Consider the following 22,353-nt stretch of genomic DNA (forward strand, 5'->3'; position numbering starts at 1 on the left):
GTTCACCGTTTCGCAAAATCCTGTCCCTTTTGCGATTGGTCGTCCGTTTCCTCGCGATAGGGCTCGCTCGCCAGATGGAGAACCAAAAACGCCCCGGAAATGAGCAAGACGATTGCGGGTAGGTCACTGCCATTGTCATCGAACCAATTCGCGACAATGCAGACCCAGGCAATGACGAGATAAGGTAACAAAGGCGGGTTTTCGTGGCGCATCCGATTGATAAACAACGACGCGGCCGCGATGAACAGCATGACGGAAAAGAGCTGAAATGATGGTCCCATATTCTCCGTTCTCCCGCAATTACCCTCCTATATTGTCGTTAATATCGACTTACCCGCGAGGGTTAATGAAAATGTCGCGGTAATTTTTCGGAAATTATGCAAGCCATAATATGGCCAGCGCCGGGTTTTGGGCTTAAGACCGAAGATGTGCCCGCGGAAAAACCGACAGGGCGCGTACTCATCAACGGGTGAGGCTTCGGGAGGAAGTAAATGAGCCTATCAGTAACGGCGACGCCAATGGCGCGCCGCTTTGAAGATTGTGCACCTGCACAATTAATGAATCTTACAGCAGCGGCACTTTTTCAGCATGCGGTTGAGCGTGGTGAAGGCAGTATCGCGAAAGATGGCCCGCTTGTCGTCAAAACTGGCGAACATACCGGGCGGTCTGCACAAGATAAATTTATCGTTCGTCATCCGGCCCAAGAAGACAAAATCTGGTGGGATGCGAATAAATCAATGTCCATTGAGGCGTTTGATCAATTGCATCAAGACATGCTCGCCTTTGCCTCAGAGCGGGATCTGTTCATGCAGGATCTCGCCGGTGGTGCCGATAAGGAATACGGCATCAAGGTGCGTGTATTTACCGAATATGCGTGGCACGGACTATTTATCCAGCATCTTCTTCGCCGTCCGCCATTGTCTGAGCGGCCATCGGTGAACGAGAAAAACGGAGCGCCGGGATTTACGATTGTTGATCTGCCGAATTTTGTGGCTGATCCGGAAAAGCATGGTTGCCGCTCAAAGACTGTGATCGCGGTTGATTTCGAGCGCCGCATCGTTCTGATCGGCGGCACGTCCTATGCGGGGGAGATGAAAAAATCGGTCTTTACGATTTTGAATTACCTCTTGCCGGAGCAAAATGTCATGCCCATGCATTGCTCGGTCAATGTTGGCAAAGACGATGATCCGGCGATTTTCTTTGGTCTTTCCGGTACCGGCAAAACAACGCTTTCGGCTGATCCTGACCGCATCCTGATTGGTGATGATGAGCATGGTTGGGGACCGAACGGTCTGTTCAATTTCGAAGGCGGCTGTTACGCAAAGATGATCCGCCTTTCGCCCACCGCAGAGCCGGAAATTTTTGCAACCACCAAACGCTTTGGTACGGTCCTCGAAAATGTGGTGATGGACCCGGAAACCCGCGAGCTTGATCTTGATGATGCGACGCTTGCGGAGAATTCTCGTGGGGCCTATCCGATCGACTACATTCCGAATGCCAGCCTTGACGGTATTACGACACATCCGAAAAACATCATTATGCTGACATGTGATGCTTTTGGTGTGATGCCGCCAATTGCCAAATTAACGCCGGCACAGGCCATGTATATGTTCCTGTCGGGCTATACGGCAAAAGTGGCCGGTACAGAAAAAGGACTTGGCAAAGACCCTGAAGCCACCTTCTCGACTTGCTTCGGTGCGCCGTTTATGCCGCGTCATCCGTCAGAATATGGTGCTCTGCTTGGCAGGTTGATTGATCAGCATGACGTTTGCTGTTGGCTTGTTTCCACCGGCTGGACGGGCGGGCCTCATGGCAAAGGCCGCCGGATGCCGATTAAGGATACGCGCGCATTGCTGACGGCGGCGCTGAATGGTTCGCTGAAATCAGCGCCAATGCGCACAGACCCGATTTTCGGGTTTGAGGTGCCGACCGAAGTTGCTGATGTCGATACGCGTATTTTGACACCGCGCGAGACGTGGGATGATCCGGCAGCCTATGATGCGCAGGCGAAAAAACTCGGCGAGATGTTCGTCGAGAATTTCCGTGTTTACGCGCCTTATGTGGATGATGCGGTCAAAGCCGCAGGCCCTACACTCGACTAATGGTCGAGGGCTAAGAAAGTCTGAGACGCGAAAGCGTCTTAGACTTTTGTATCAAGGCGCGGGCCGGACGAATTGTCGTTGCTTTCGCCTTCACCGGCTGCGCTGCCGGGACCGCTGGAAACAGTTACCATGGCGGCGCGAAGAACCCGGTCCCCAATCGTGAAACCTGGCTGGGCAACATCAACCACATGACCGTTCGGAATTTCCGTATGCGGTACTTGTGCAACGGCCTGATGCAGGTTGGGATCGAATTTTTCTCGCTCAGGATTGATCTTGCGAACCCCATGACGGTCGAGCGCCGTTAGCAGGTCTTTTTCCGTCATGCGCAGGCCATCAATGAGGCTCTTGACGCTTTCGCTTGTCGCCTCGCCTTGGCTGCCATCGGCGGCGCGCAGCGCGCGTTCAAAATTGTCGGTGACGCCGATAAGGTCGCGAGCGAAATTGGTAATCGCGTATTTACCAGCATCCGCTTTTTCGCGCTCGCCGCGGCGGCGGGTATTTTCGAGTTCTGCCGCGAGCCGCAAAAGCCGGTCATTGAGCGTGTCGATTTCTTTGCGCGCCTCTTCAAGCGGGTCTGAATCGCCATCCGCCGCAATCGCAGCCGCAATTTCTTCGTCGGTTAGCTGCTCTATCGTTTCGTCGTTCTGGTCGTTTTTCGAAGCGGGCTGATCCGCGAAATCTGATTGATCACTCATCATACTACTTTTTGCAGGAGGAACATGGTTGCGCATTTAGCCCTGCCGGCCGGTTATTTCAACATCCGAGACAGGACTTCGGCTGTGTAATCCACAATTGGGACGACCCGGGCATAATTCAACCGTGTTGGGCCGATTACGCCCAAAACCCCAACGATTTTGCGGTTCTCGTCACGATAAGGTGCGGTAATGACCGACGAACCGGACAGGGAAAACAACCGGTTCTCCGAACCGATAAAGACTTTTACCCCTTCGCCTTCGCGGGCGGCATTCAAAAGTTCGATGACGTCCCGCTTGCGTTCAAGGTCGTCGAGCAACATGCGAACCCGCTCAATATCTTGCTCGGATTCATCAAGCAGATGCCCGCGGCCGCGAACGATCAACTGCCAATTCTCGTCGCCCGCCTTTTCCGCAACGCCTTCACGCACCAGACGCGTTGTCAGTTCATCCAGTTCCGTGCGGTTGGATTCGATTTCCTTGACGATGCTTTCGCGGGTCTCGTTCAGGCTTCGACCGCGCAGGCGTGCATTGAGGTAATTTCCGGCGGAAACAAGCGCCGATGGCGGCAGATCATCGGGCGCATTGATCACCCGGTTTTCGACCCGGCCATCCTCAAACACCATAATGACCAATGCCTTGCCGGGGCTGGTGCGGACAAATTCGATCTGGCGCAAAGGGGCGTCGGATTTTTGGGTAACGATCAAGCTGGCAGTTTGGGTCAGCCCCGAAAGCCGCTGCGCTGCAATTTCAAGCGGGCTGTCCGGGCCTTCTTCGCGGGTCTCGGCTTCGATTGCGCGGCGTTCCTCTTCGGAGAGGTCGCCAACCTGCATCAGGCCATCCACAAACAGGCGCAGGCCCAGCTCAGTCGGCAGGCGCCCCGCTGAAATATGGGGGGCATGCAAAAGCCCCATATCAGTCAGGTCCGCCATGACATTCCGAACCGTCGCAGCCGATACCGCGATGCTGGAATCGTGGCTTAGTTTGCGCGAGCCGACGGGCTCGCCAGTTGCGAGATAGGTCTCAACGAGGCTTCGAAAAATCGCCCGTGAGCGTTCATCAATGTCAGTCAGCGTTGCCATAAACTTTCTATGACTCAGTTTGCGTCACTACTTAAGAAAATAAGTCACTTATGGTCACAAACAAGCCTATCCGGTGTGGTCAGGCGCTAGAATGGGTCGACAGCGTACCCGCCAAGGGGCTAGTTAGGCGCAATAATTTATGGAGAATATGATGAGACCTTCTGGCCGCGCTTTTAATGAACTTCGTGACGTTTCTTTTGAGATCGGCGTTGCCAAACATGCGGAAGGTTCCTGCCTCGTAAAATTTGGTGATACCCACGTCCTCTGCACGGCGAGTTGGGATGAAACGACACCGCCATGGCTGCGTGGTGGTGGTCGCGGTTGGGTGACGGCGGAATATGGAATGTTGCCGCGTTCGACCGGCGAGCGGATGCGCCGCGAAGCAAAGAAGGGCCAATCGGGCCGCACGCAGGAAATTCAGCGCCTGATCGGGCGTTCATTGCGGGCGGTGGTCGATCTCAAGGCACTGGGCGAGCGGCAAATTCTGGTCGATTGCGATGTTATTCAGGCTGATGGCGGCACACGTACGGCGTCGATCACGGGTGCATGGGTTGCGATGAACATGGCCTGTAATTGGGCCGTGGAGCAGGGGATCATCAAAGCAAGCCCGATTGTGGATCGCGTTGCGGCGATCTCGTGTGGCCTTGTTGCGGGTGCACCGGCGCTTGATCTTGATTATGACGAAGATTCCACGGCCCAGGCGGATGCGAATTTTGTCATTACCGGCAAGGGCGGTCTTGTCGAGGTGCAAGCAACGGCCGAGGGTGATCCGTTCACAGATGAACAGTTTTTGGCCTTGCTGTCGCTTGCCAAGGCCGGATGCACGACCCTCGCCGGACAACAAGCAGAGCTGGCGGCTGGCTAGCCTGCACTTTGCCTGACTAACGGAACCTGATAGACATCATCCATCTTAGGTTGGATGGTGTCATTGCATGCAAGAACAGGATACGGATCAGAATCCGCCGCCCGCGCCAAGCGACAGCGCGCCTTCGATGGAGCCTGCGCCCGAGCCCGGAACGCCGCCTGATTTACAAGAGGCCGATCCAGCCCCGGCCGAGATACCGGAAGATGGTTCCGCACTAGACGATCTCGTTGGTGGCGATGCCATCCGTGAAAAGCTCGAAGCCCTTTGGAATACGCTGCAAAGCCAGATGCTGACATTGGGCGTCGCCATTGAGGCGGGGGTGCTGTTCGCGGCTATTCTCCCGGCGGCATTTTTCGGCCCGCGCCTGCGTAAGCTTATCCAGACACAGATTGCGCCCCGCGCGCCTTATGGCGTGTTGCGCCGCGCCGCGAATGCTCTTGCCAATTTGGCGACGCCACTGGCGCTCTATCTGTTTTTACAAATCGCGGTTTTCGTTTTAAGCGCGAGCGGAAACTCAACGGCGCTTGTCTCTGCGGGTGTGAGCCTGTTGACCGCTTGGATTGTCATCCGTCTCGTGACCTTGGTGATCCGCTCGCCCTTCTGGTCAAAGGTTGCGTTCTATGTGGCATGGCCAATCGCAGCGCTTGATGCGTTTGGTGTGCTTGATGATCTCGTTCTGCAACTGGAAAGCTTTTCGCTGCCAATCGGCGTCGATGAAGACGGCGTGCAACAAACATTCTCTGCGCTTGATGTGTTGCGCACGATCGCCGTCTTTGGTGTGTTGTTCTGGGCGGCGCGTTTCATCAATTCATTAATCAAGGGACGGATTAATGCGATTGACGAGCTGACCGTTTCGTTCAAAGCGCTGCTTTCGAAAATTCTCGATGTCCTGCTGCCGATCGTTGCATTGGTTGTTGCGCTACAGATAGTCGGATTTCCCTTTGGGACGCTGGCAATTTTTGGTGGTGCTGTCGGTCTTGGTATCGGTCTGGGGATGCAGCGTACGGTTTCGAATTTCTTTGCCGGGTTTACGCTGATTGCTGACAAGTCGATCAAGCCCGGCGACGTCATCGAAATTGAGGGCACCTATGGCTGGGTTACGAAAATGAATGCCCGATATGTTTCCTTGCGTACCCGTGATGGCATGGCGCATCTCGTGCCGAACGATAAGTTCATCGAAGAAGGGGTCGTGAATTGGTCGCATGATGATCGTGTTGTTCGAATGCACGCGCCGTTTGGCGTGTCTTATGGCACCAAAGATTTGCGCGGTCTGGCGCGCGCCGCAGAGGAGCGCGCATTGACGATTGATCGGGTGCTAAAAAACCCGGCACCGCGCTGTAATCTGATGGAATTTGGTGACAGCTCGATCAATTTCGATCTGCGCTTCTGGATCAACGATCCCGCCAATGGCACCGCGAATGTGCGCAGCGATGTTTTCATGGCGATTTGGGATATGCTTGGTGAAATGGGTATCGAAGTCCCATTCCCGCAGCGCGATTTGCATATAAAATCAGCGCCGGAAGGCGCAAAAATTGCGATAGAAACGCGCGAAGAGGCCAATTCAAACCCGCGTGATGGTTAGATCACCACGTTTTCCAATTGTTGCAGTGCCCGTTAGGCAGTCTATACTCTGACGGGGTCGATGATTTATGCGATTGGGCTTAGCTCATTCTGGAGAAAGAGTATGTTTAGGTTATTCACACTGGGTGGTCTTGCGATCTTGCTGGCCGCATGCGCCACTGCGACGCCTTATGGGCCAGCTACATCAAGTGGCGGCTACGGATTTTCCGATCAGCGTATCGAGAACAACCGGTATCGGATTACCTTTCGGGGGAACTCGCTGACATCACGGGAAACCGTCGAGAACTCGCTGCTCTATCGGGCAGCAGAACTGACGGTTGAACTTGGCTATGATTACTTCATCGCCGTTGAAAATGACACTGAAGCCCGGACGTCCTATTCGTCGTCTGCGCCGCCAGCGTTCTACGGGCGTTATGGTTATGGTCATCCGTTCCACCGTCCTCATTACGGCTTCCCTTATTATGCCTATGGTTTCGGCTGGGGTGATCCGTATTATGACAATTATACCCGCGAGATCACACGCTATTCAGCGGTTGCATTTATTGCGATGTATAAAGGCGGAAAACCGGCGGACAATCCAATGGCATTTGATGCCCGCGAGGTCATGGCCAATCTGGGGCCGGTCGTCCTCGGCGCGGATCGAAATAATCCGGGATACTAAGTTTAAAACCGCCGGTGTCAGTGCCGGCGGTTTTTTTATACGGCGCGCAGAATGTGTGTCGTATCCGCGTCAGCTGATCCGGCATCGGTCGTATTCGTTTCATAAACGACGACAAATCCGCGTGGCGTGTGCCGAACAATGACGCCGCGACGTCTTCCCACATGAATTGAAGAGCCCACTGGCGGACGGCGCGGCGCGTCAACCGATACACCGTTTACGGATGTATCAACAATTTTGACAAACAACGACGCACCATCATCAAGCCGACAAACGGTCCGGCTATTACCTTCGCGGTGACGCGGCGACGCGCGGCGATCACCAAGCCCGTCAGAAAATGTTGGATTGGCGAGCATCATTAACTGTTCGGTTAACAGGGCGCGGCGACGTTTCGACAATAGGAAAGAGCCGGCGAAACCATCAGGGAATACCCGGGCAACCGTGCATTCAATAACGTCGAGCCCCTCGATGGAGATCACCGCTGCATCACCGACAACAACATTCGCGTCGGTAATGATTGCCATGTCGCCTGGGGACATGTTTAACAGCCGGCCCTCATATTCATCGACCGCATTAATCACAATTCGTACCGGCAGGCTTAGGCTGATCCTGCGATACCGTCTTGCGTCATTCTTAAACATCGTATGGTTGTCCTGAATTGTGTCTCTGCGCCAAGCCGTTGCAAGCTACTGGCCAACGGCAAAACCTTTTCTAACGGGAAAGGTAGAATTTTATTGATCGCAAATAACGAACGCTTTGCCGTACCGTAACTTTGCTTCATGGCTAAGGGTTTGTATGGTTAAACCGTTTGTTTTCCTCACCCATCCGGAGACTTCCTGACATGCTTAAAAAACTGCTTAGCGCGGCTGCGCTTTTCGCCCTGATATTTCCTGTCACGGCCGGAGCGCAGCAGGACGCAGAAGATCCGTTTCTCTGGCTAGAAGAGGTCGAGGGCGAAAGCGCGCTCAACTGGGTTAAGGCACAAAACACGCGGTCTTTGGCTGAACTCGAAGCCGATCCGCGTTTTGATGATATGTATCAAGAGGCCTTGGCGGTTTTGACTTCCGATGCGCGCTTGCCGCTTGGTGATATCCACGGCTCATATGTTTACAATTTCTGGGTCGATGAAACCCATGTGCGGGGCATTTGGCGGCGCAGCAAGTTAGAGGCTTACGCCTCCGGTGCGCCAAATTGGGAAACGGTTCTTGATTTTGACAAATTAGCTGCCGATGAGGGCGAGAACTGGATTCACGGCGATATTGTCTGTCTCAATCCTGAATATCGCCACTGCATGATTGAAATGTCTTATGGCGGCAAAGACGCCGCTGTCTGGCGCGAATTTGATACCCGGACCAAGACCTTCGTCGAGGGCGGCTTTTACCTGCCGGAAGCAAAGAGCTTTCTCGATTGGGCCGATAAAGACACGCTATTAGTCGGTACCGATACCGGTGAAGGATCACTGACCGATTCCGGTTATCCGCGCACAATCCGTATCTTGAAGCGTGGGCAGACATTAACCGATGCGCCGGTTTGGTTTGAAGGCGAGGCATCGGATGTGTGGGTGTACCCGGTGGTTGAGCACGACGACGACGAGACCTATTTGTTCGCAGGGCGCGGGAAATCGTTTTTCGAGACAGAGATGTTCTTTACCAAGGCGCTCGATGGCGAAAAAGAAAAGCTGAATATCCCTCTGAATGCGGATTATTCCGGTGTGTTTAGCGGGCGTAAAACAAACCCGCTAGCGATTTTTCGATTGCGCAAGGATTTCGACGCGGGTGAGCGAACGTATTTTTCCGGCTCGCTTGTTGGTGTCGATCTTGAAACCGGCGCGCTGACCGAAATTCTGCGCTCAAGTGATAAGCAACCGATCCAAAGCGTTGGCATCGGTGAAGATGAGATCTTTATTCAGTATCTTGACGATGTCTCCGGAAAGGCGGCGCGATTGCGGCCCGGTGGCTCGAAAGGTGGCTGGCAGAAGAAACAGATCAAGTTGCCTGAAAGTGGTGTGATTAACCTCGTCTCGGTTGGTGATGACGAGGCCGTCTTTACCTATGAGAGCATGAATTCCCCCACTGCGCTTTATTTTGTGTCGGACCGCAACAAGGCGGAAAAGATCGACCAGATGCCTGCATTCTTTGATGCGGAAGGGGTTGTGGTTGAGCAACGTTTCGCAACGTCCAAGGACGGCACGAAAGTTCCCTATTACGTGATGGGCAAAGAGGATGTTCTTGAGAGCGGGAACGCGCCGACCATTCAATATGGCTATGGCGGGTTTTTGGTTCCTATCCTGCCGATCTATTACGAAGATCCGTCGCGGCCCCAACATGGGGCATTGGCGGGCTCAATGTGGGTCAAGCGTGGCGGCGTTATGGTGCTGTCGAATATTCGCGGCGGGTCGGAATATGGCCCCGGCTGGCATCAAGGGGCGCTAAAAGAAAATCGTCAAAAGGCATTTGATGACTTCATCGCAATCTCGGAGGACCTGATTGAGCGCGGTATAACTTCGCCAGAGAAGCTAGGCGCAATCGGGCGGTCTAATGGTGGTCTCTTGATGGGGGCGATGTTGACTCAGCGTCCAGACCTTTATGCGGCGCTTGATATTGGCGTGCCGCTTTTGGATATGAAGCGCTACAACAAACTGCTCGCCGGTGCGTCATGGATGGGCGAGTATGGCAACCCGGATCTTGATGATGAATGGGCGTATATTAGTCAGTATTCGCCCTATCAAAAAATTGTTGCGGATCAGCCTTATCCGAAAGTGCTGTTCTACACCTCTACCAAAGATGACCGCGTTCATCCCGGACATGCGCGCAAGGCGGCGGCCAAGCTCGATGATCTAGGATATGAGTTCTATTATTATGAGAATATCGAAGGCGGTCATGGCGGCACAGCGAATCAAGACCAGCTCGCGCATCGTACTGCGCTTGAATATGTGTATTTTGCAAAGATGCTAATGGGTGACTAACCTATAGCCTTTGGTTATCGGAATCGAAAAACCGCCCGCAATGACGGGCGGTTTTTTGTTGCGGCTTATGAGTTTTTCCATTCGTCGACTTGCTTCTCCGCTTCTTCGCGTGCAACGCCGTATTTCTCTTGGATCTTGCCCACCAGTTGATCCTTGTTGCCCTCAATTTCGGCAACCTCATCATCAGTGAGTTTTCCCCACTTTTCTTTCACGGAACCTTTCAGCTTGTTCCAATGGCCTTTTAATTCGTCTTTGTTCATCTCCGCGGTCTCCTTTTGGTTTCGGTACGAGAACACCAAGGGCGTATTCACCGTTCCCTTTTCTGCCGAATTTGGTTTAGTGTTGCGTTTTTTTAACGGCTGAGGGTGGCGCGAATGGGATGGTGGTTCGGAATTAAGCTTTGGAAGCGGGTTTTCCTTGGATTGATATTGGGGGTCGCATTCGGGCTGTTTGTTTCACAAACCATGGACCCAGTTGCGGGCGAAGCGCTTCTCGCCAAGGTTCGCGTTATTGGTGATATCTTTATTCGCCTGATCCGAATGATCGTCGTGCCGCTAGTCTTTTTCACGTTGGTGGCTGGCATTTTCGCCATGGGCGATCCGAAAAAATTGGGCACGATCGGCGTAAAGGCATTCTTGCTTTATTTGGTAACGACCTTTTTCGCGAATTTGATTGGTCTCGGTATGGGGACGCTGTTGCGGCCCGGTGCTGGTGTAGACCTCGGCGGCGCAGAGCCGAAACAGATGGGCGAGATGCAGCCAATCGGCGAGCGCCTCATGGCGATCATTCCTGAGAACCCGTTCATGGCGCTGGTTGAAGGTGACATTCTTGCGGTTATCTTTTTTGCGATCTTGCTGGGTATCGGTCTGTTGATGGCCCGGGAAAATGGCCAGCCAGCCGGCCGGTTTTTTGAGGCGATTTCCGACGGTATCTTGAAGGTGACCCATATCATTATGGAGCTGGCACCGTTCGGCGTCTTTGGCCTGATTGCCTACACCGCCGGTACGCAAGGCATTGCGACATTCCAGGCGATCCTCACACTTACGATTGCAGTTTACGCTGGTTGTGCGCTCCACATGGCAATTGTCTATGGCGGTTTGGTGCGGGTTTTCCTTGGCTTGCCGTTTGTCGGCTTCTTCCGCGGTATTCTTGATCCGATGATGGTGGCCTATTCGACTTCGTCGTCTTCGGCGACATTGCCGGTGACCATTCGCGCCGCCACCGAAAATCTCGGCATCAAGAAATCTGTCGCCGGTTCAGTGCTGCCGCTGGGTGCCACGATTAATATGGACGGCACATCGCTTTACCTTGGTATTGTGGCTTTGTTCACGGCGCAGGCTTTTGGCTATACGCTTGAGCCGCAGCATTATTTCCTGATCGCGTTGACATGTGCGCTGGTTTCCATCGGCACGGCGGGCGTTCCCTCGGCGTCGCTCTTTTTGTTGGCGATTGTCCTTGAGGTCTTTGATGTCTCGCCGGAACATGTGGCGATTGTCATCGGCTTTATTTTCCCATTTGACCGGATCCTCGACATGATGCGCACCGTCACCAATGTCTCCGGCGATACGGCCGTTGCGACGGCGGTGGCCAAGTGGGAAGGCGAACTCGACGAGGACGTCTTCCGGTCGCGGCCCCTGAGTTAGCGGTATAGACGGGGAATTTGCACTGATCTGGCGGGGTGTTTTGCGCCCGGCTTGCATGCTGCGCTTGATGGCCCTATAGAACGCCTCTGAATTTCGGGAAAATCTGCTTTCCCGTGTCTACCAGCACGACCTCCGCTCCCTATATGGGCATTGATAGCGGAACGGGGCTGGGGATGCACCGCCGCCGGGGTAACGCCCTCGCGGTGGTTATTTTGCTTATGCGGTATATGCCGCTAATGTTGTTGGTTTCGATACCGAAAGGACATCGATGTTTGAAAGTCTTAGCGATCGATTAGGCGCTATTTTCGAAGGGCTCCGCGGGCGCGGCGCGCTGGAGGAAAAAGACGTAAATGAAGCCCTGCGAGAGGTGCGCATTGCGCTTCTTGAGGCTGACGTTGCGCTGCCGGTTGCAAAGGAATTCATCGGAAAGGTCAAGGAACGCGCGATCGGAGCCGAGGTGCTGCGGTCCGTTACGCCGGGGCAGCAAGTCGTCAAAATTGTCCATGACGCGCTTGTGGAAATGCTTGGCGGCTCGGACAAAACCGACCTCGATTTTGCCACCACCCCGCCGGCGGTGATCATGATGGTCGGCCTGCAGGGTTCTGGTAAGACCACATCGACCGCAAAAATCGCCCTTCGCTTGCAAAAGCGCGAGAAAAAGAAAGTCCTGATGGCGTCGCTCGATACGCGCCGTCCCGCCGCGCAGGAGCAATTGGCGATTTTGGGTGAACAGGCCGAAGTCAAAACCCTGCCGATCATTGCCGGACAGAACCCTCGCGATATCGCCAAGCGCGCATTAGAAGCCGGTCGTCTTGGCGGCTTTGATGTTGTGATGCTCGATACGGCTGGCCGTTTGTCGATCGATGAACAGTTGATGGCCGAGATTGCCGATATTCATGCGGCATCTGACCCGATTGAAACGCTTCTGGTTGTTGATGCGCTCACCGGTCAGGACGCGGTTTCGACGGCTGAGAAATTCAAAGCCCGCGTGCCGGTCTCCGGGGTCGTCATGACACGGATTGATGGTGATGCGCGCGGCGGTGCTGCGCTTTCCATGCGGGCGGTTACTGGTGCGCCGATCAAATTTGTTGGTGTCGGCGAAAAGATTGATGCGCTCGATACGTTCGAACCTGAACGGATGGCCGGCCGCATTTTGGGCATGGGCGACATTGTTTCGCTGGTTGAAAAAGCCAGCCTCGAAATGGACGAGGCGAAAGCGAAAAAAGCCGCCAAGAAAATGGCCAAGGGCGAGTTCGATATGGATGATCTCGCCGATCAGTTCCGCCAGATGCGCAAGATGGGCGGCATGGGTGCGATCCTCGGTATGATGCCGGGCATGGGCAAGATGAAAAAGATGGTCGATCAGGCTGGTGGCCTTGATGACAAGGAAATCCTGCACCAGGAAGCGATCATCAGTTCAATGACAAAAGCTGAACGTAAAAAGCCAGCGCTTTTGAATGCGTCGCGTAAAAAACGTATCGCCAAAGGGTCCGGTACTAGCGTTCAGCAAGTGAACAAGCTGATCAAGGCTCACCGTCAGATGTCCGACATGATGAAAAAGCTCGGCAAAGGCGGCATGAAGGGCATGGCAAAGCAGCTTGCCGGTATGGGCGGCATGGGTGGCGGCCTCGGCGGTATGCTGGGTGGCGGCGGCGGTCCTGATGCTGCGGACCTTATGAAGGGCGCTAAGGGCGGCAAAACGCCGAACCCGGACGATCTTGATTTCGATGCAATCGAAAAGGCACTTTCCGGTAAAGGGGCAATGCCGCCCGGCCTCGGCGGTTTGCCCGGCATGGGGAAAAAGAAGTAACGCTTATGATCACTTCATTTGCATATGCCACGATTTACGTAACCGACCCGGATCGGGCCAAGGATTTCTATACGGAGAAATTAGGCTTTACCTTGCTCGAAGATCAGGAATGGGATGGAAATCGCTGGCTGACTGTTGCGCCGCCGGGAGAGGGTAAGACGACCATCTCGCTCGTCAGTGTTGCGCAATCTCCGGTCATGACAGATGAAGATGTTGACGCATTAAAGAAATTGGTAAGCCGCGGCGTTCTCGGTGCTGGTGTGTTTATAACAGATGATTGCCATGCGGACTATCAGGCGCTGCGGGACAAGGGCGTTGAATTTACGCAAGAGCCGGCAAAGCAACCATGGGGCATTCAGGCGATGCTCAAAGATGATTCTGGAAATTGGCTTACGCTCGTCGAGCCAGTTTCTACCGAAGAATAAAAGACGAAATCGAACAACCTAAAGGAATAAAAAAATGGCATTGAAAATCAGATTGGCTCGTGGCGGCTCTAAGAAGCGTCCGTTCTATTCAATCGTAGTCGCTGACTCGCGTTCGCCGCGTGATGGCCGCTTCATCGAAAAAGTCGGGACTTATAACCCGCTTCTCGCGAAGACCGATGAAAACCGCGTTCAATACAATGAAGAGCGCGTCAAATATTGGCTCGACAAAGGCGCGAAAGCGACCGATCGCGTTGCGCGTTTCCTTTCCGTCAATGGTCTCGTGAAATGGGAAGCTGGCAACAATCCGAAAAAAGGTGAGCCAGGCACGAAAGCCAAAGAACGCGCTGAAGAGCGTGCAGAAAAAGAAGCAGCGGCAAATGCTCCTGCGGAAGACGCTGCGGAAGAAGCAGCGGCTGAATAAAGCTGACCGATTTCAGCTACAGAAGGCTTCGATACGTCTAGCGGCGTGTCGAAGCCTTTTTTGTGCGATATTCGCACGCTCGGCCTGGGGGCTTGAAGGGGCCATTTTTAGCCCCATTGGGTTTAGGGTCTTGCCGCGAAATTAATTAACCATGGCAATGTTGTGCGAATGCCGTACTTCTGTACACACTCTTGCAGGGAGCAGCCAGTGCCGCGTATGTTGCTCCGTTCAACATAGAAACACGCACGCAAAGTGCGTGGCGAATAAGGGGTCGCGTTTAAGTGCAAGAACATATTGCTTTCGTTAATTCGTTAGTTTGGGGATCAGACAGTATTCCATATCCACCAGTCCTATTATTATTGTTGGGGACTGGTCTTTATCTGATGTTTCGTTTGGGTTTCATGCCCATCAAGAAACTACCCTATGCCATCGGACAATTGATCAAAGGTGGCAAACGCCATGATGCGGAAGAAGGGGATGTTTCACCCTTTGGCGCACTCATGACCGCGCTCTCTTCTACAATCGGTACCGGTAATATCGCCGGTGTAGCGGTTGCGATCGCGATTGGTGGTCCGGGTGCCGTTTTCTGGATGTGGGTCACGGCTTTTGTCGGCATGGCGACCAAATATGCGGAAGGCGTTTTGGCGGTTAAATACCGCGAGGTAGACGCAGATGGCCGCCATGTGGGCGGGCCAATGTATTACATCAAAAATGGCATGGGCCCGAAATGGGCCTGGCTTGGTGGGATGTTTGCCCTTTTTGGCATTCTCGCCGCTTGGGGCACGGGTGCTTCGATCCAGTCAAATTCAATCGCTGACGCGCTGAATAATACCTATTCAATATCGCCGCTGATTTCCGGATTGGTCTTGGCGGGCGGTGCCGCTGCGGTCATTCTCGGCGGGATTACGCGGATCGCATCAGTTGCAAGTAAGCTCGTGCCATCAATGGCGGCGGCTTATCTGATCGCCGGTATTGCTGTTCTTGTCATCAATATCGAAACAGTCCCAGCAGCCTTCGCCTCGATTATCACGAGTGCATTTGGCTTTGACGCCGCAAAGGGCGGTTTTGTCGGCGGTCTTTTGTTGATCGCCATGCAAAAAGGTGTTGCTCGCGGGATCTTCTCAAACGAAGCCGGGCAGGGGTCTGCGCCAATTGCTCACGCCGCCGCCAAGAACAAAGACCCGGTCAATCAGGGCGTTATCGCCATGTTGGGGACATTCATCGACACAATCATCGTTTGTTCGATCACCGCATTGGTCATTCTTTCGGCGGGGATTATCCCTGAAGCTTGTGCACCATTCGTTCGTGAATCGCTCACCGTTCTACCGCTTGGTTGCGAAACCGGTGCGCCGCTGACCGTCAATGCATTTAATGATGCCTTGCCGGGGATCGGATCGCATATCGTGACAATCGGCCTGACCTTGTTTGGTTTCACGACCATTCTTGGCTGGAGTTATTATGGCGAGCGCTGTTCAGAGTTTCTCTTCGGTGAAAAGATCATCACACCATTCCGGTTCGCATGGATCGCGGTCACTTTTATGGGAGCGGCCGTGTTGATGCTCGAAGAAGGTGGTGCGATTACCGATGTGGTCAGCTTGTTCTGGCTGATTGCCGATACACTGACGGGCCTAATGGCTGCGCCAAATCTGGTGGCCCTATTGGTCCTCTCGCCATTGGTTGCCAAGCTCACGCGGGACTATTTCGCCCGTGAGAAAGCGGCCGATTAATACCCGATAACAATCCACTGCAACGCTTGCGAGAGCGTTGCAGTGCGGGCTATCTTGACCGCGAAACATCAAAGGAGCGTTTCGTGAATCGAGTAAAAGTCCTGTCTGCGACGCTCTTTATTGCGGCCGCATCACTCAATTCCCCGACAGTATTGGCGCAAGAACCAGCCAAGGATGGGCCTTATGTCCGCTTTGGTGCCGGGATCAATTTCGCCAATGATTGGTCGCAAGACTATAGCTACAATCCGGACGCAACCTTCGTAACGCCGCCGCCCACGGGCCAGATGGTTGAGAACGGCGAAGGCCTTGTTGCGGCGTTTGCGCTTGGCTTTGATTATGCTGACGGCATCCGGACAGAGCTGGAATATCGCTACGCATCCACAAAAATTGATGGCTATTCGGTGATCGATCCTGTTGCCGGGCCAACGCCGACTACCCCTGTGAATGACGATATTGTCGCGCATCTTTTGATGAGCAATTTCTATTTCGATTATACAAACCAAAGCCCGCTGACACCTTTCATTGGTGGCGGGGTTGGCGGGGCCTTCCTTGAGGATGCGAGCGCCAATCGCGACGCGGCGCTGGCTTATCAGGGACGTGCCGGGGTGGCCTATGCGATCGGCGGCGGGTTTTCTGCGGATGTCGAATATATTTATCTGCGCACGAACAAGCTTGTGTTTGGCGTCGATGAGGATGATTTCGTCGCGGGCGGTCCGGCGGGGCCGAGCATTAATGGCGACCGTTACGAGACCTCTTCGGTGATGCTGTCCCTGCGCAAGCAGTTTTAAGTAATGAGCGCCGAGCTCTATCTCGCTTTCGTTGCTGCATCGATCCTTCTTATTTTGACGCCGGGGCCAATGGTGGCTTTTGTTGTGGCCACAACCTTGTCCCGTGGCCTGCCCCATGGCTTTGCGGCGGTGGCCGGTTCTCTGATCGCCTCGGGCATCCATATCGGCGTCGTGGCGTTGGGCCTTACGGCCCTCATGACCTCAGCGGCTTCAGCCTTTTTCTGGATCAAATGGGCCGGAGTCGTTTATCTCACCTATCTGGCGATCAGGGCGTTTCGTGCGCCCGCCGACCCGCTGGAGCCTGAAACGGCGGTTCAGCCCGGCGGATGGTGGCGCAGCTTTTTTGAGGGGTTCTTGGTCAATCTGACGAATCCCAAAGGGCTATTGTTCCACGGTGCTTTTTTGCCCTTGTTCATTTCGCCCGATGCGCCTGTTGGCCCCCAATTCCTGCTGCTCGGGGGAACCTTTTTGATCGTCGGGGCCAGCTTTGACAGCCTTTGGGCGCTTACTGCCGCCCGATCACGCCCGGTTCTGATGCGTTTGGGGCGTTGGCGGCACCGGATCACCGGCGGGGTTCTGTTGACGGCTGCTGCGGGCCTTGCGCTGGTTAGAAAATAGCAATTCTGCTGCAACCGCCAAAATAAATAGCGTTTTCGGTCATCTCGACGCCTTCAAAATCCGGTTCCACTGGGTTAGACCGACGCGAATAATTTTTTCATGGCTCCCAAGGAGATTTATAATATGGCCCGCAAAAAGATTGCGCTTATCGGCGCAGGTATGATCGGCGGCACGCTCGCCCATCTCGCAGCTCAAAAAGAACTCGGTGACGTTGTTCTGTTCGATATCGCAGAAGGTATCCCAGAGGGTAAAGGCCTCGATATTGCTGAGAGCTCTCCGGTAGATGGCTATGACAGCCGCCTCAAGGGCACGCAGGACTATAAAGACATTGCGGACGCTGATGTTTGCATCGTCACCGCTGGTGTCGCTCGGAAGCCGGGCATGAGCCGCGACGACCTATTGGGCATCAACCTCAAAGTGATGAAATCCGTTGGCGAAGGCATTAAAGAGCATGCGCCAAACGCATTGGTCATCTGCATCACCAACCCGCTTGATGCGATGGTATGGGCACTACAGAAATTCTCTGGCCTGCCAAAAGAAAAAGTCATCGGCATGGCGGGAATTCTCGACAGTGCGCGTTTCCGTTACTTCCTTGCTGAAGAGTTCAACGTTTCTGTTGAAAGCGTAACCGCCTTCGTTCTTGGCGGTCATGGCGATACAATGGTGCCGCTTGAGCGCTATTCGACTGTTGCCGGTATTCCGCTTCCTGATCTTGTTGAAATGGGCTGGACGACACAAGACAAGGTCGATTCAATTATCGAACGCACCCGTAAGGGCGGCGGCGAAATTGTTGCGCTACTCAAAACCGGTTCTGCATATTATGCGCCAGCGGCGTCAGCGATCCAGATGGCTGAAAGCTATCTGCGTGACAAGAAACTGGTTGTTCCTTGTGCGGCGTCACTTTCGGGCGAGTATGGCTTGAATGACCTTTATGTTGGTGTGCCAATCGTTCTCGGCGCAGGTGGCTGCGAGCGTATCGTTGAAGTTAAATTCAGCGATGAAGAAAAAGCGATGTTCGACAATTCAGTCGGGGCCGTTCGCGAATTGATGGATGCGTGCATCAAGCTTGATCCAAGCCTCGCATAAGCCATCGCGCAACTGCAAAATTCAAAGCCGATCACGGGAACGTGGTCGGCTTTTTTGTTCTCATGGTTAACGCTTTAGTCATAGCGCTTTTATAGATATGGCTTTCATTCGTGCTCTGGACACGAATATTGCTGATCAGAATTAATCAGCCCGCACAATATTTTTGTGCATTCAAAAAGCATCATGCTTCTCAATTTGTTTTATCAATCCTGGCTTGCCGGGAGGGGGAGTATTTCTATGCGTGCAATAAATGCCGGTATTTACGGGCTAACTTCGCTCGCGACATTGGTTTTTCTTGGGCTATGCGAGCGGGCCTCGGCACAGAGTTCAGGCAATTTGCTCTTTGACGGGCTCATTCTTGATGTTTGTGTTTTGACGATCTCGTCATCGGGAACGCTAACGCCCAATAGTACCTATACCGAGCTTTCAAGTTCAAATGGTGGTGGTTCGCCCGGCGGCGCGACGGCAGTGACAACCAGTTCCGATTTCAATCTTGTGATTGATGCGCCTGCCGGGTTTTCTGCAATGCCGTCCGGTGGTGACGCGAATGTAACCTATGACGCGTCGGTCGATGCTTCGGGGGTGACGATTTTAGGCGGTGTTGGCACGGGTGTTCTTTCGAGCTTGGGTTTGGGGCTGACTAATCTTTCGATCAATGCGAGCGCAACCAAAGCGGCCGGTGTATTCCCCGCGGGGTCCTATCAGCTACCGGTGACGATACGATGCGTTTCATCCTGATCGTCATTACGTTGATGACCTATGCCGGACCGAGCTATGGGCAGGCGCTGTCACCAATGAAAGGCAATATCAAAACCTATACGGATGTTTTTGCCATTCAGTTGCAAGCCATAAACCCCTATGACACCGCGCAGACATTTTCGGTGACGCTGTCAGATGAAGAGGGCAATCCGGTCACTGATATAGAGTTGTCTCCGCGTGTTCTGCAAATCCCACCCAATGGCGCGCGGTCATTCTTCGTCTGGGGGCTCGTCAATAAAGAGCGGCGCGTCATGGTTTGCCTCACATCAGCCTATTTCACAAATGGCGTCGGCGCACAAATAAGGGGAGAAGTATGCGGAAAATATCAGGTCTCACGATTGGCGCTATAAGTGCGGCGGGGCTCCTATCGGCGGCTCAAGCACAGGACGCGTCACCGCAATATTACCCACCCTATGTGCCGCCATCACAAAGCTCGATTTATAATCAGAGCAGCGTGTTTTTGCCGACCCCGCCGGTGGCGCATGGTCAAGACAGTGTCCGCGGGGCGTCCGGTCTTTCATGCCAGTCGGCTGTGGCGAGTGGTGGTCCTTATCTCGATATTGGTATGATCGGCGCGCAGGATGTTTTTGACCGCGAGACGGCCACGGTCTATGGGCGAATAGTTGTGCCCCTCGGAAAACGGCCGGACCGACCGGATTGCACCAAGCTTTATGATCTTGAAATCGCACGCTTGCGGATGGAGCTTGAGCTTCTGCGGATGGGTCTTCCGCCCGGTATGATGGCGCAGCAACCTTCACCAGATACATCGGGTGAAGCTGTAATGGTCGATCCGGTTGGTGCGCAGCCGGTAACCTTGATTTCGCGTGAACCCTAACGGCCTGAACTATAGAACCCTTGAGTGTATCGGCGTGTCGGATAGGCGTCGCCCGAATAAAATCCTTGGGTCCTTAGATGGCGAAAGCTGCGCCATGTGTGCCGGATCTCGATTTTCTTCACGACCATCTGTTTCCCGGATGGTCGCGGTGCGGCTTCATCCCCCAAAAGCGCAGTTGAGCCGCGAAATACATGCACGCCATTCACATCTTCATAGCGAACACCGCTGGTCATTGCCTGTTTGGATACGCCGCCAGCCGTTGTCAGAATTTTTGATCCCGGATGGGCGAACGCCGTGCTGCCCGAAAAAGCGACCAAAACACCAAGAAACATTACCAATTTACGCATCACACTCACCATACTCAGTTCGTTCTGGTTAATGGTGATCTGCCGCGCAGCGATCTGCAACTTTAATTCTTGCGATTGGTCATGATTTTAGGTGTTCATACGCCCGCAGGATGTAAGCTTAAATTGCCACTCTCTTAACGGGCGATTTTCCGGGTAGAAATTTTTACGTGCATCAGGATAAAAACCGCAGAATGAAGTATCTTTATTCTCATCGAACCCGGTCTGCTGACGGGCAATATGTTCATATTGCATCGCTGACCCATGCGCTTCAGTCGCGGGGCGCAGAGATTGTCATGGCGGGGCCGGATGACGGTAAGCGCCGGCAACTTGATGCGGATAATAGCGGTGGCGGTCTTAAAGCACTTTTGCCAGCGCCCGTTTATGAATGTGCCGAATACGGATATTCTTATATTGGTTATCGGCGACTCGCGAAACTTTTTGCAGAGCACGCGCCGGACATTCTCTATGAGCGGTACAATCTTTTTTATCATGCGGGGGCTTGGCTCAAACGCCGGAAAAACCTGCCCATGATTCTTGAGGTTAATGCGCCTTTGGCGGATGAGCGCGCGGCCCATGGCGATTTATCGCTTCGTGCCTTTGCCCGCAAAAGCGAAGCTGCGATCTGGCGAGCCGCGAACGCGGTCTTGCCGGTGACAGATGTATTGGCAAGACGGGTTGCGGCTGCCGGTGTTGATGAAGCAAAAATTCATACGATCCAAAACGGGGTCGAGCCGGCATTTCTCGATACGCAAAACCCCAAGATCATCCGTGCGCAATATGGTTTGAGCGATAAGCTCGTGCTCGGTTTCACCGGTTTCGTGCGGGCCTGGCATGGCGTCGATAAGGTTGTGCGTTATCTGGCGCAATCGCCGCGCTCGGATCTGCATTTGTTCATTGTTGGCGATGGGCCTGCGCGCAACGACCTGGAGCAATTGGCGCAGGCGCTCGGTGTGGCGAACCAGGTCACCTTCACCGGTGTGGTCCAGCGTGACGCAATGCCGGCGCATGTCGCGGCGTTTGATATTGCACTACAACCCGCCGTGGTCGATTACGCCTCGCCCTTGAAACTTTTTGAATATATGGCGCAGGCGAAGCCCGTGGTTGCTCCGCTTGCGGCAAATATCCAAGAGGTCGTGACCAATGGCAAAGACGGGATATTGTTTGAACAAGATGGTCTTGAAGCTGCGCTTACCGAGGTGATCAATGATCACGATCTCCGCCAGCGCATCGGTGCCGCGGCGCGCGAAACAATCGTCAAAGGCGATTACACTTGGGCCGGAAATGCCCGTAGGGTTGAGGCGATCGCCGATAGTCTGCTCGGAGTAAAATAATGACCATTCGTATAGAAACAGAACGATTGATTTTACGCCCTTTGGAGCCGCGCGATTGTGAAGATCATATAGCGATGATGTCTGATCCATTGGTGGCTGAAACCCTAGGTGGACTGCAACCTCGTGACCTTTTGTGGCGGCAATTCGCATCTTATCTGGGACATTGGTCGATCCGCGGCTATGGTTGGTTCTCAGTCGAGGAGCGCAATTCTGGCGCATGGCTTGGCCGGGTTGGTCCGTGGATGCCAGAAGGCTGGCCGGGCCTCGAATGTGGCTGGACAATCGCGAGTTCCGCCTGGGGCAAGGGCTACGCGCCGGAAGCGGCGATTGGCGCGGCCAAGTGGATTTTCGCTCAATTTCCTGACCTGCCGCGCATCATCTCAACCATCGATCCAAGCAACACAAAAAGCCAAGCCGTGGCCAGAAAAATTGGCGAGTCAAAAACTCACGAGACTTTCGATTTTAGCGGATTTACGTTGGACGTGTGGGCGGCTGATCGCGCGTCATGGTTGTCCCGGTTCGGATGATTGAACCTTTCTGAAAAAATTCGCTTGAAATTTTCTTCAATATAGCGATTTGATTTGTCGCCGTCGGCCGTTCGAACGCGCGGGGCTGCCG

At 53.9% G+C, this 22,353-nt stretch carries 24 protein-coding genes; 18 read left to right on the plus strand and 6 right to left on the minus strand.

What is annotated here, in order from left to right:
• Positions 1-2: 2 nt before the first annotated feature.
• Positions 3-281, minus strand: coding sequence for an XrtV sorting system accessory protein (locus ABFZ83_RS12845; protein ID WP_411816954.1), 279 nt, complete (start codon positions 279-281; stop codon positions 3-5).
• Positions 282-518: 237 nt separating this feature from the next.
• On the opposite strand from ABFZ83_RS12845, the gene ABFZ83_RS12850 reads away from it, so the two are divergent.
• Entirely contained in the window at positions 519-2,102 is a 1,584-nt protein-coding gene (locus ABFZ83_RS12850; protein WP_411818836.1) for a phosphoenolpyruvate carboxykinase, read from the plus strand.
• Between the two features lie 38 nt (positions 2,103-2,140).
• Here the strand turns inward: ABFZ83_RS12850 and grpE are convergent, their stop codons facing one another.
• Complete coding sequence (grpE, locus tag ABFZ83_RS12855) at positions 2,141-2,800, minus strand: nucleotide exchange factor GrpE (protein WP_411816955.1); 660 nt, start codon at positions 2,798-2,800, stop codon at positions 2,141-2,143.
• Between the two features lie 50 nt (positions 2,801-2,850).
• Positions 2,851-3,876 (minus strand): heat-inducible transcriptional repressor HrcA, encoded by a 1,026-nt coding sequence (hrcA, locus tag ABFZ83_RS12860; RefSeq protein WP_411816956.1) that lies wholly within the window; start codon positions 3,874-3,876, stop codon positions 2,851-2,853.
• 151 nt (positions 3,877-4,027) lie between these two features.
• On the opposite strand from hrcA, the gene rph reads away from it, so the two are divergent.
• The 3 genes from rph (at position 4,028) to ABFZ83_RS12875 (ending at position 6,983) form a co-directional block, all read left to right on the plus strand.
• Positions 4,028-4,741 carry a ribonuclease PH gene (rph, locus tag ABFZ83_RS12865; RefSeq protein ID WP_411818837.1) on the plus strand — a complete coding sequence of 238 codons (714 nt, stop codon included), beginning with the start codon at positions 4,028-4,030 and terminating at the stop codon, positions 4,739-4,741.
• A gap of 67 nt (positions 4,742-4,808) precedes the next feature.
• Positions 4,809-6,323: a mechanosensitive ion channel family protein gene (locus ABFZ83_RS12870; protein ID WP_411816957.1), complete on the plus strand. Its 1,515-nt coding sequence runs from the start codon at positions 4,809-4,811 to the stop codon at positions 6,321-6,323.
• Between the two features lie 102 nt (positions 6,324-6,425).
• A complete protein-coding gene (locus tag ABFZ83_RS12875) occupies positions 6,426-6,983 on the plus strand; it encodes a CC0125/CC1285 family lipoprotein (RefSeq protein WP_411816958.1) in 558 nt (185 codons plus the stop codon).
• A 35-nt stretch (positions 6,984-7,018) separates the two neighbouring features.
• Here ABFZ83_RS12875 and ABFZ83_RS12880 read toward each other — a convergent pair whose 3' ends face one another.
• On the minus strand, positions 7,019-7,621 hold the full coding sequence (locus ABFZ83_RS12880) for a PilZ domain-containing protein (RefSeq protein WP_411816959.1): 603 nt from the start codon (positions 7,619-7,621) through the stop codon (positions 7,019-7,021).
• Between the two features lie 200 nt (positions 7,622-7,821).
• Between ABFZ83_RS12880 and ABFZ83_RS12885 the strand changes: the two genes are divergently transcribed.
• Positions 7,822-9,945 (plus strand): prolyl oligopeptidase family serine peptidase, encoded by a 2,124-nt coding sequence (locus ABFZ83_RS12885; protein ID WP_411816960.1) that lies wholly within the window; start codon positions 7,822-7,824, stop codon positions 9,943-9,945.
• Positions 9,946-10,010: 65 nt separating this feature from the next.
• Here ABFZ83_RS12885 and ABFZ83_RS12890 read toward each other — a convergent pair whose 3' ends face one another.
• On the minus strand, positions 10,011-10,205 hold the full coding sequence (locus ABFZ83_RS12890) for a CsbD family protein (protein WP_411816961.1): 195 nt from the start codon (positions 10,203-10,205) through the stop codon (positions 10,011-10,013).
• Between the two features lie 114 nt (positions 10,206-10,319).
• Between ABFZ83_RS12890 and ABFZ83_RS12895 the strand changes: the two genes are divergently transcribed.
• The 11 genes from ABFZ83_RS12895 to ABFZ83_RS12945 all read left to right on the plus strand — a co-directional run bounded on the left by ABFZ83_RS12895 (position 10,320) and on the right by ABFZ83_RS12945 (position 20,057).
• A complete protein-coding gene (locus ABFZ83_RS12895; RefSeq protein WP_411816962.1) occupies positions 10,320-11,588 on the plus strand; it encodes a dicarboxylate/amino acid:cation symporter in 1,269 nt (422 codons plus the stop codon).
• A gap of 268 nt (positions 11,589-11,856) precedes the next feature.
• Positions 11,857-13,398 (plus strand): signal recognition particle protein, encoded by a 1,542-nt coding sequence (gene ffh, locus ABFZ83_RS12900; protein WP_411816963.1) that lies wholly within the window; start codon positions 11,857-11,859, stop codon positions 13,396-13,398.
• Between the two features lie 5 nt (positions 13,399-13,403).
• Positions 13,404-13,823 carry a VOC family protein gene (locus ABFZ83_RS12905; protein WP_411816964.1) on the plus strand — a complete coding sequence of 140 codons (420 nt, stop codon included), beginning with the start codon at positions 13,404-13,406 and terminating at the stop codon, positions 13,821-13,823.
• A 34-nt stretch (positions 13,824-13,857) separates the two neighbouring features.
• Positions 13,858-14,244: a 30S ribosomal protein S16 gene (gene rpsP, locus ABFZ83_RS12910; RefSeq protein WP_411816965.1), complete on the plus strand. Its 387-nt coding sequence runs from the start codon at positions 13,858-13,860 to the stop codon at positions 14,242-14,244.
• Positions 14,245-14,525: 281 nt separating this feature from the next.
• Complete coding sequence (locus ABFZ83_RS12915) at positions 14,526-15,971, plus strand: alanine/glycine:cation symporter family protein (RefSeq protein WP_411816966.1); 1,446 nt, start codon at positions 14,526-14,528, stop codon at positions 15,969-15,971.
• Positions 15,972-16,054: 83 nt separating this feature from the next.
• Positions 16,055-16,759, plus strand: coding sequence for a P44/Msp2 family outer membrane protein (locus ABFZ83_RS12920; RefSeq protein ID WP_411816967.1), 705 nt, complete (start codon positions 16,055-16,057; stop codon positions 16,757-16,759).
• Between the two features lie 3 nt (positions 16,760-16,762).
• Positions 16,763-17,377, plus strand: a complete 615-nt coding sequence (locus ABFZ83_RS12925; RefSeq protein ID WP_411816968.1) for a LysE family translocator — start codon at positions 16,763-16,765, stop codon at positions 17,375-17,377.
• Between the two features lie 123 nt (positions 17,378-17,500).
• Entirely contained in the window at positions 17,501-18,463 is a 963-nt protein-coding gene (gene mdh / locus ABFZ83_RS12930) for a malate dehydrogenase (protein WP_411816969.1), read from the plus strand.
• 237 nt (positions 18,464-18,700) lie between these two features.
• Positions 18,701-19,201: a hypothetical protein gene (locus ABFZ83_RS12935; protein WP_411816970.1), complete on the plus strand. Its 501-nt coding sequence runs from the start codon at positions 18,701-18,703 to the stop codon at positions 19,199-19,201.
• A complete protein-coding gene (locus tag ABFZ83_RS12940) occupies positions 19,186-19,572 on the plus strand; it encodes a hypothetical protein (RefSeq protein ID WP_411816971.1) in 387 nt (128 codons plus the stop codon). Before ABFZ83_RS12935 ends, ABFZ83_RS12940 begins: the two co-directional genes overlap by 16 nt.
• Positions 19,536-20,057, plus strand: coding sequence for a hypothetical protein (locus ABFZ83_RS12945; RefSeq protein WP_411816972.1), 522 nt, complete (start codon positions 19,536-19,538; stop codon positions 20,055-20,057). The genes ABFZ83_RS12940 and ABFZ83_RS12945 overlap by 37 nt, the downstream gene beginning before the upstream one ends.
• Here ABFZ83_RS12945 and ABFZ83_RS12950 read toward each other — a convergent pair.
• On the minus strand, positions 20,054-20,404 hold the full coding sequence (locus ABFZ83_RS12950) for a hypothetical protein (protein WP_411816973.1): 351 nt from the start codon (positions 20,402-20,404) through the stop codon (positions 20,054-20,056). The genes ABFZ83_RS12945 and ABFZ83_RS12950 overlap by 4 nt on opposite strands.
• A 191-nt stretch (positions 20,405-20,595) precedes the next feature.
• Here ABFZ83_RS12950 and ABFZ83_RS12955 point away from each other — a divergent pair, with 191 nt between their 5' ends.
• Both ABFZ83_RS12955 and ABFZ83_RS12960 read left to right on the plus strand, forming a co-directional pair.
• Positions 20,596-21,735 (plus strand): glycosyltransferase family 4 protein, encoded by a 1,140-nt coding sequence (locus ABFZ83_RS12955; protein ID WP_411816974.1) that lies wholly within the window; start codon positions 20,596-20,598, stop codon positions 21,733-21,735.
• Positions 21,735-22,262 carry a GNAT family N-acetyltransferase gene (locus ABFZ83_RS12960; RefSeq protein ID WP_411816975.1) on the plus strand — a complete coding sequence of 176 codons (528 nt, stop codon included), beginning with the start codon at positions 21,735-21,737 and terminating at the stop codon, positions 22,260-22,262. The genes ABFZ83_RS12955 and ABFZ83_RS12960 overlap by 1 nt, the downstream gene beginning before the upstream one ends.
• The last annotated feature ends 91 nt before the right edge of the window (positions 22,263-22,353 follow it).

Origin of the sequence: Hyphococcus formosus (genome assembly GCF_046736345.1) — a bacterium.
Lineage (GTDB): Bacteria > Pseudomonadota > Alphaproteobacteria > Caulobacterales > Parvularculaceae > Hyphococcus > Hyphococcus formosus.

Excerpts from the sequence above, each read along its gene's own strand:
- ABFZ83_RS12845 (WP_411816954.1), bottom strand. The coding sequence starts at position 281 with ATGGGACCATCATTTCAGCTCTTTTCCGTCATGCTGTTCATCGCGGCC.
- ABFZ83_RS12850 (WP_411818836.1), top strand. The coding sequence starts at position 519 with ATGGCGCGCCGCTTTGAAGATTGTGCACCTGCACAATTAATGAATCTT.
- grpE (WP_411816955.1), bottom strand. The coding sequence starts at position 2,800 with ATGATGAGTGATCAATCAGATTTCGCGGATCAGCCCGCTTCGAAAAAC.
- hrcA (WP_411816956.1), bottom strand. The coding sequence starts at position 3,876 with ATGGCAACGCTGACTGACATTGATGAACGCTCACGGGCGATTTTTCGA.
- rph (WP_411818837.1), top strand. The coding sequence starts at position 4,028 with ATGAGACCTTCTGGCCGCGCTTTTAATGAACTTCGTGACGTTTCTTTT.
- ABFZ83_RS12870 (WP_411816957.1), top strand. The coding sequence starts at position 4,809 with ATGCAAGAACAGGATACGGATCAGAATCCGCCGCCCGCGCCAAGCGAC.
- ABFZ83_RS12875 (WP_411816958.1), top strand. The coding sequence starts at position 6,426 with ATGTTTAGGTTATTCACACTGGGTGGTCTTGCGATCTTGCTGGCCGCA.
- ABFZ83_RS12880 (WP_411816959.1), bottom strand. The coding sequence starts at position 7,621 with ATGTTTAAGAATGACGCAAGACGGTATCGCAGGATCAGCCTAAGCCTG.
- ABFZ83_RS12885 (WP_411816960.1), top strand. The coding sequence starts at position 7,822 with ATGCTTAAAAAACTGCTTAGCGCGGCTGCGCTTTTCGCCCTGATATTT.
- ABFZ83_RS12890 (WP_411816961.1), bottom strand. The coding sequence starts at position 10,205 with ATGAACAAAGACGAATTAAAAGGCCATTGGAACAAGCTGAAAGGTTCC.
- ABFZ83_RS12895 (WP_411816962.1), top strand. The coding sequence starts at position 10,320 with ATGGGATGGTGGTTCGGAATTAAGCTTTGGAAGCGGGTTTTCCTTGGA.
- ffh (WP_411816963.1), top strand. The coding sequence starts at position 11,857 with ATGTTTGAAAGTCTTAGCGATCGATTAGGCGCTATTTTCGAAGGGCTC.
- ABFZ83_RS12905 (WP_411816964.1), top strand. The coding sequence starts at position 13,404 with ATGATCACTTCATTTGCATATGCCACGATTTACGTAACCGACCCGGAT.
- rpsP (WP_411816965.1), top strand. The coding sequence starts at position 13,858 with ATGGCATTGAAAATCAGATTGGCTCGTGGCGGCTCTAAGAAGCGTCCG.
- ABFZ83_RS12925 (WP_411816968.1), top strand. The coding sequence starts at position 16,763 with ATGAGCGCCGAGCTCTATCTCGCTTTCGTTGCTGCATCGATCCTTCTT.
- mdh (WP_411816969.1), top strand. The coding sequence starts at position 17,501 with ATGGCCCGCAAAAAGATTGCGCTTATCGGCGCAGGTATGATCGGCGGC.
- ABFZ83_RS12935 (WP_411816970.1), top strand. The coding sequence starts at position 18,701 with ATGCGTGCAATAAATGCCGGTATTTACGGGCTAACTTCGCTCGCGACA.
- ABFZ83_RS12940 (WP_411816971.1), top strand. The coding sequence starts at position 19,186 with ATGCGTTTCATCCTGATCGTCATTACGTTGATGACCTATGCCGGACCG.
- ABFZ83_RS12945 (WP_411816972.1), top strand. The coding sequence starts at position 19,536 with ATGCGGAAAATATCAGGTCTCACGATTGGCGCTATAAGTGCGGCGGGG.
- ABFZ83_RS12950 (WP_411816973.1), bottom strand. The coding sequence starts at position 20,404 with ATGCGTAAATTGGTAATGTTTCTTGGTGTTTTGGTCGCTTTTTCGGGC.
- ABFZ83_RS12955 (WP_411816974.1), top strand. The coding sequence starts at position 20,596 with ATGAAGTATCTTTATTCTCATCGAACCCGGTCTGCTGACGGGCAATAT.
- ABFZ83_RS12960 (WP_411816975.1), top strand. The coding sequence starts at position 21,735 with ATGACCATTCGTATAGAAACAGAACGATTGATTTTACGCCCTTTGGAG.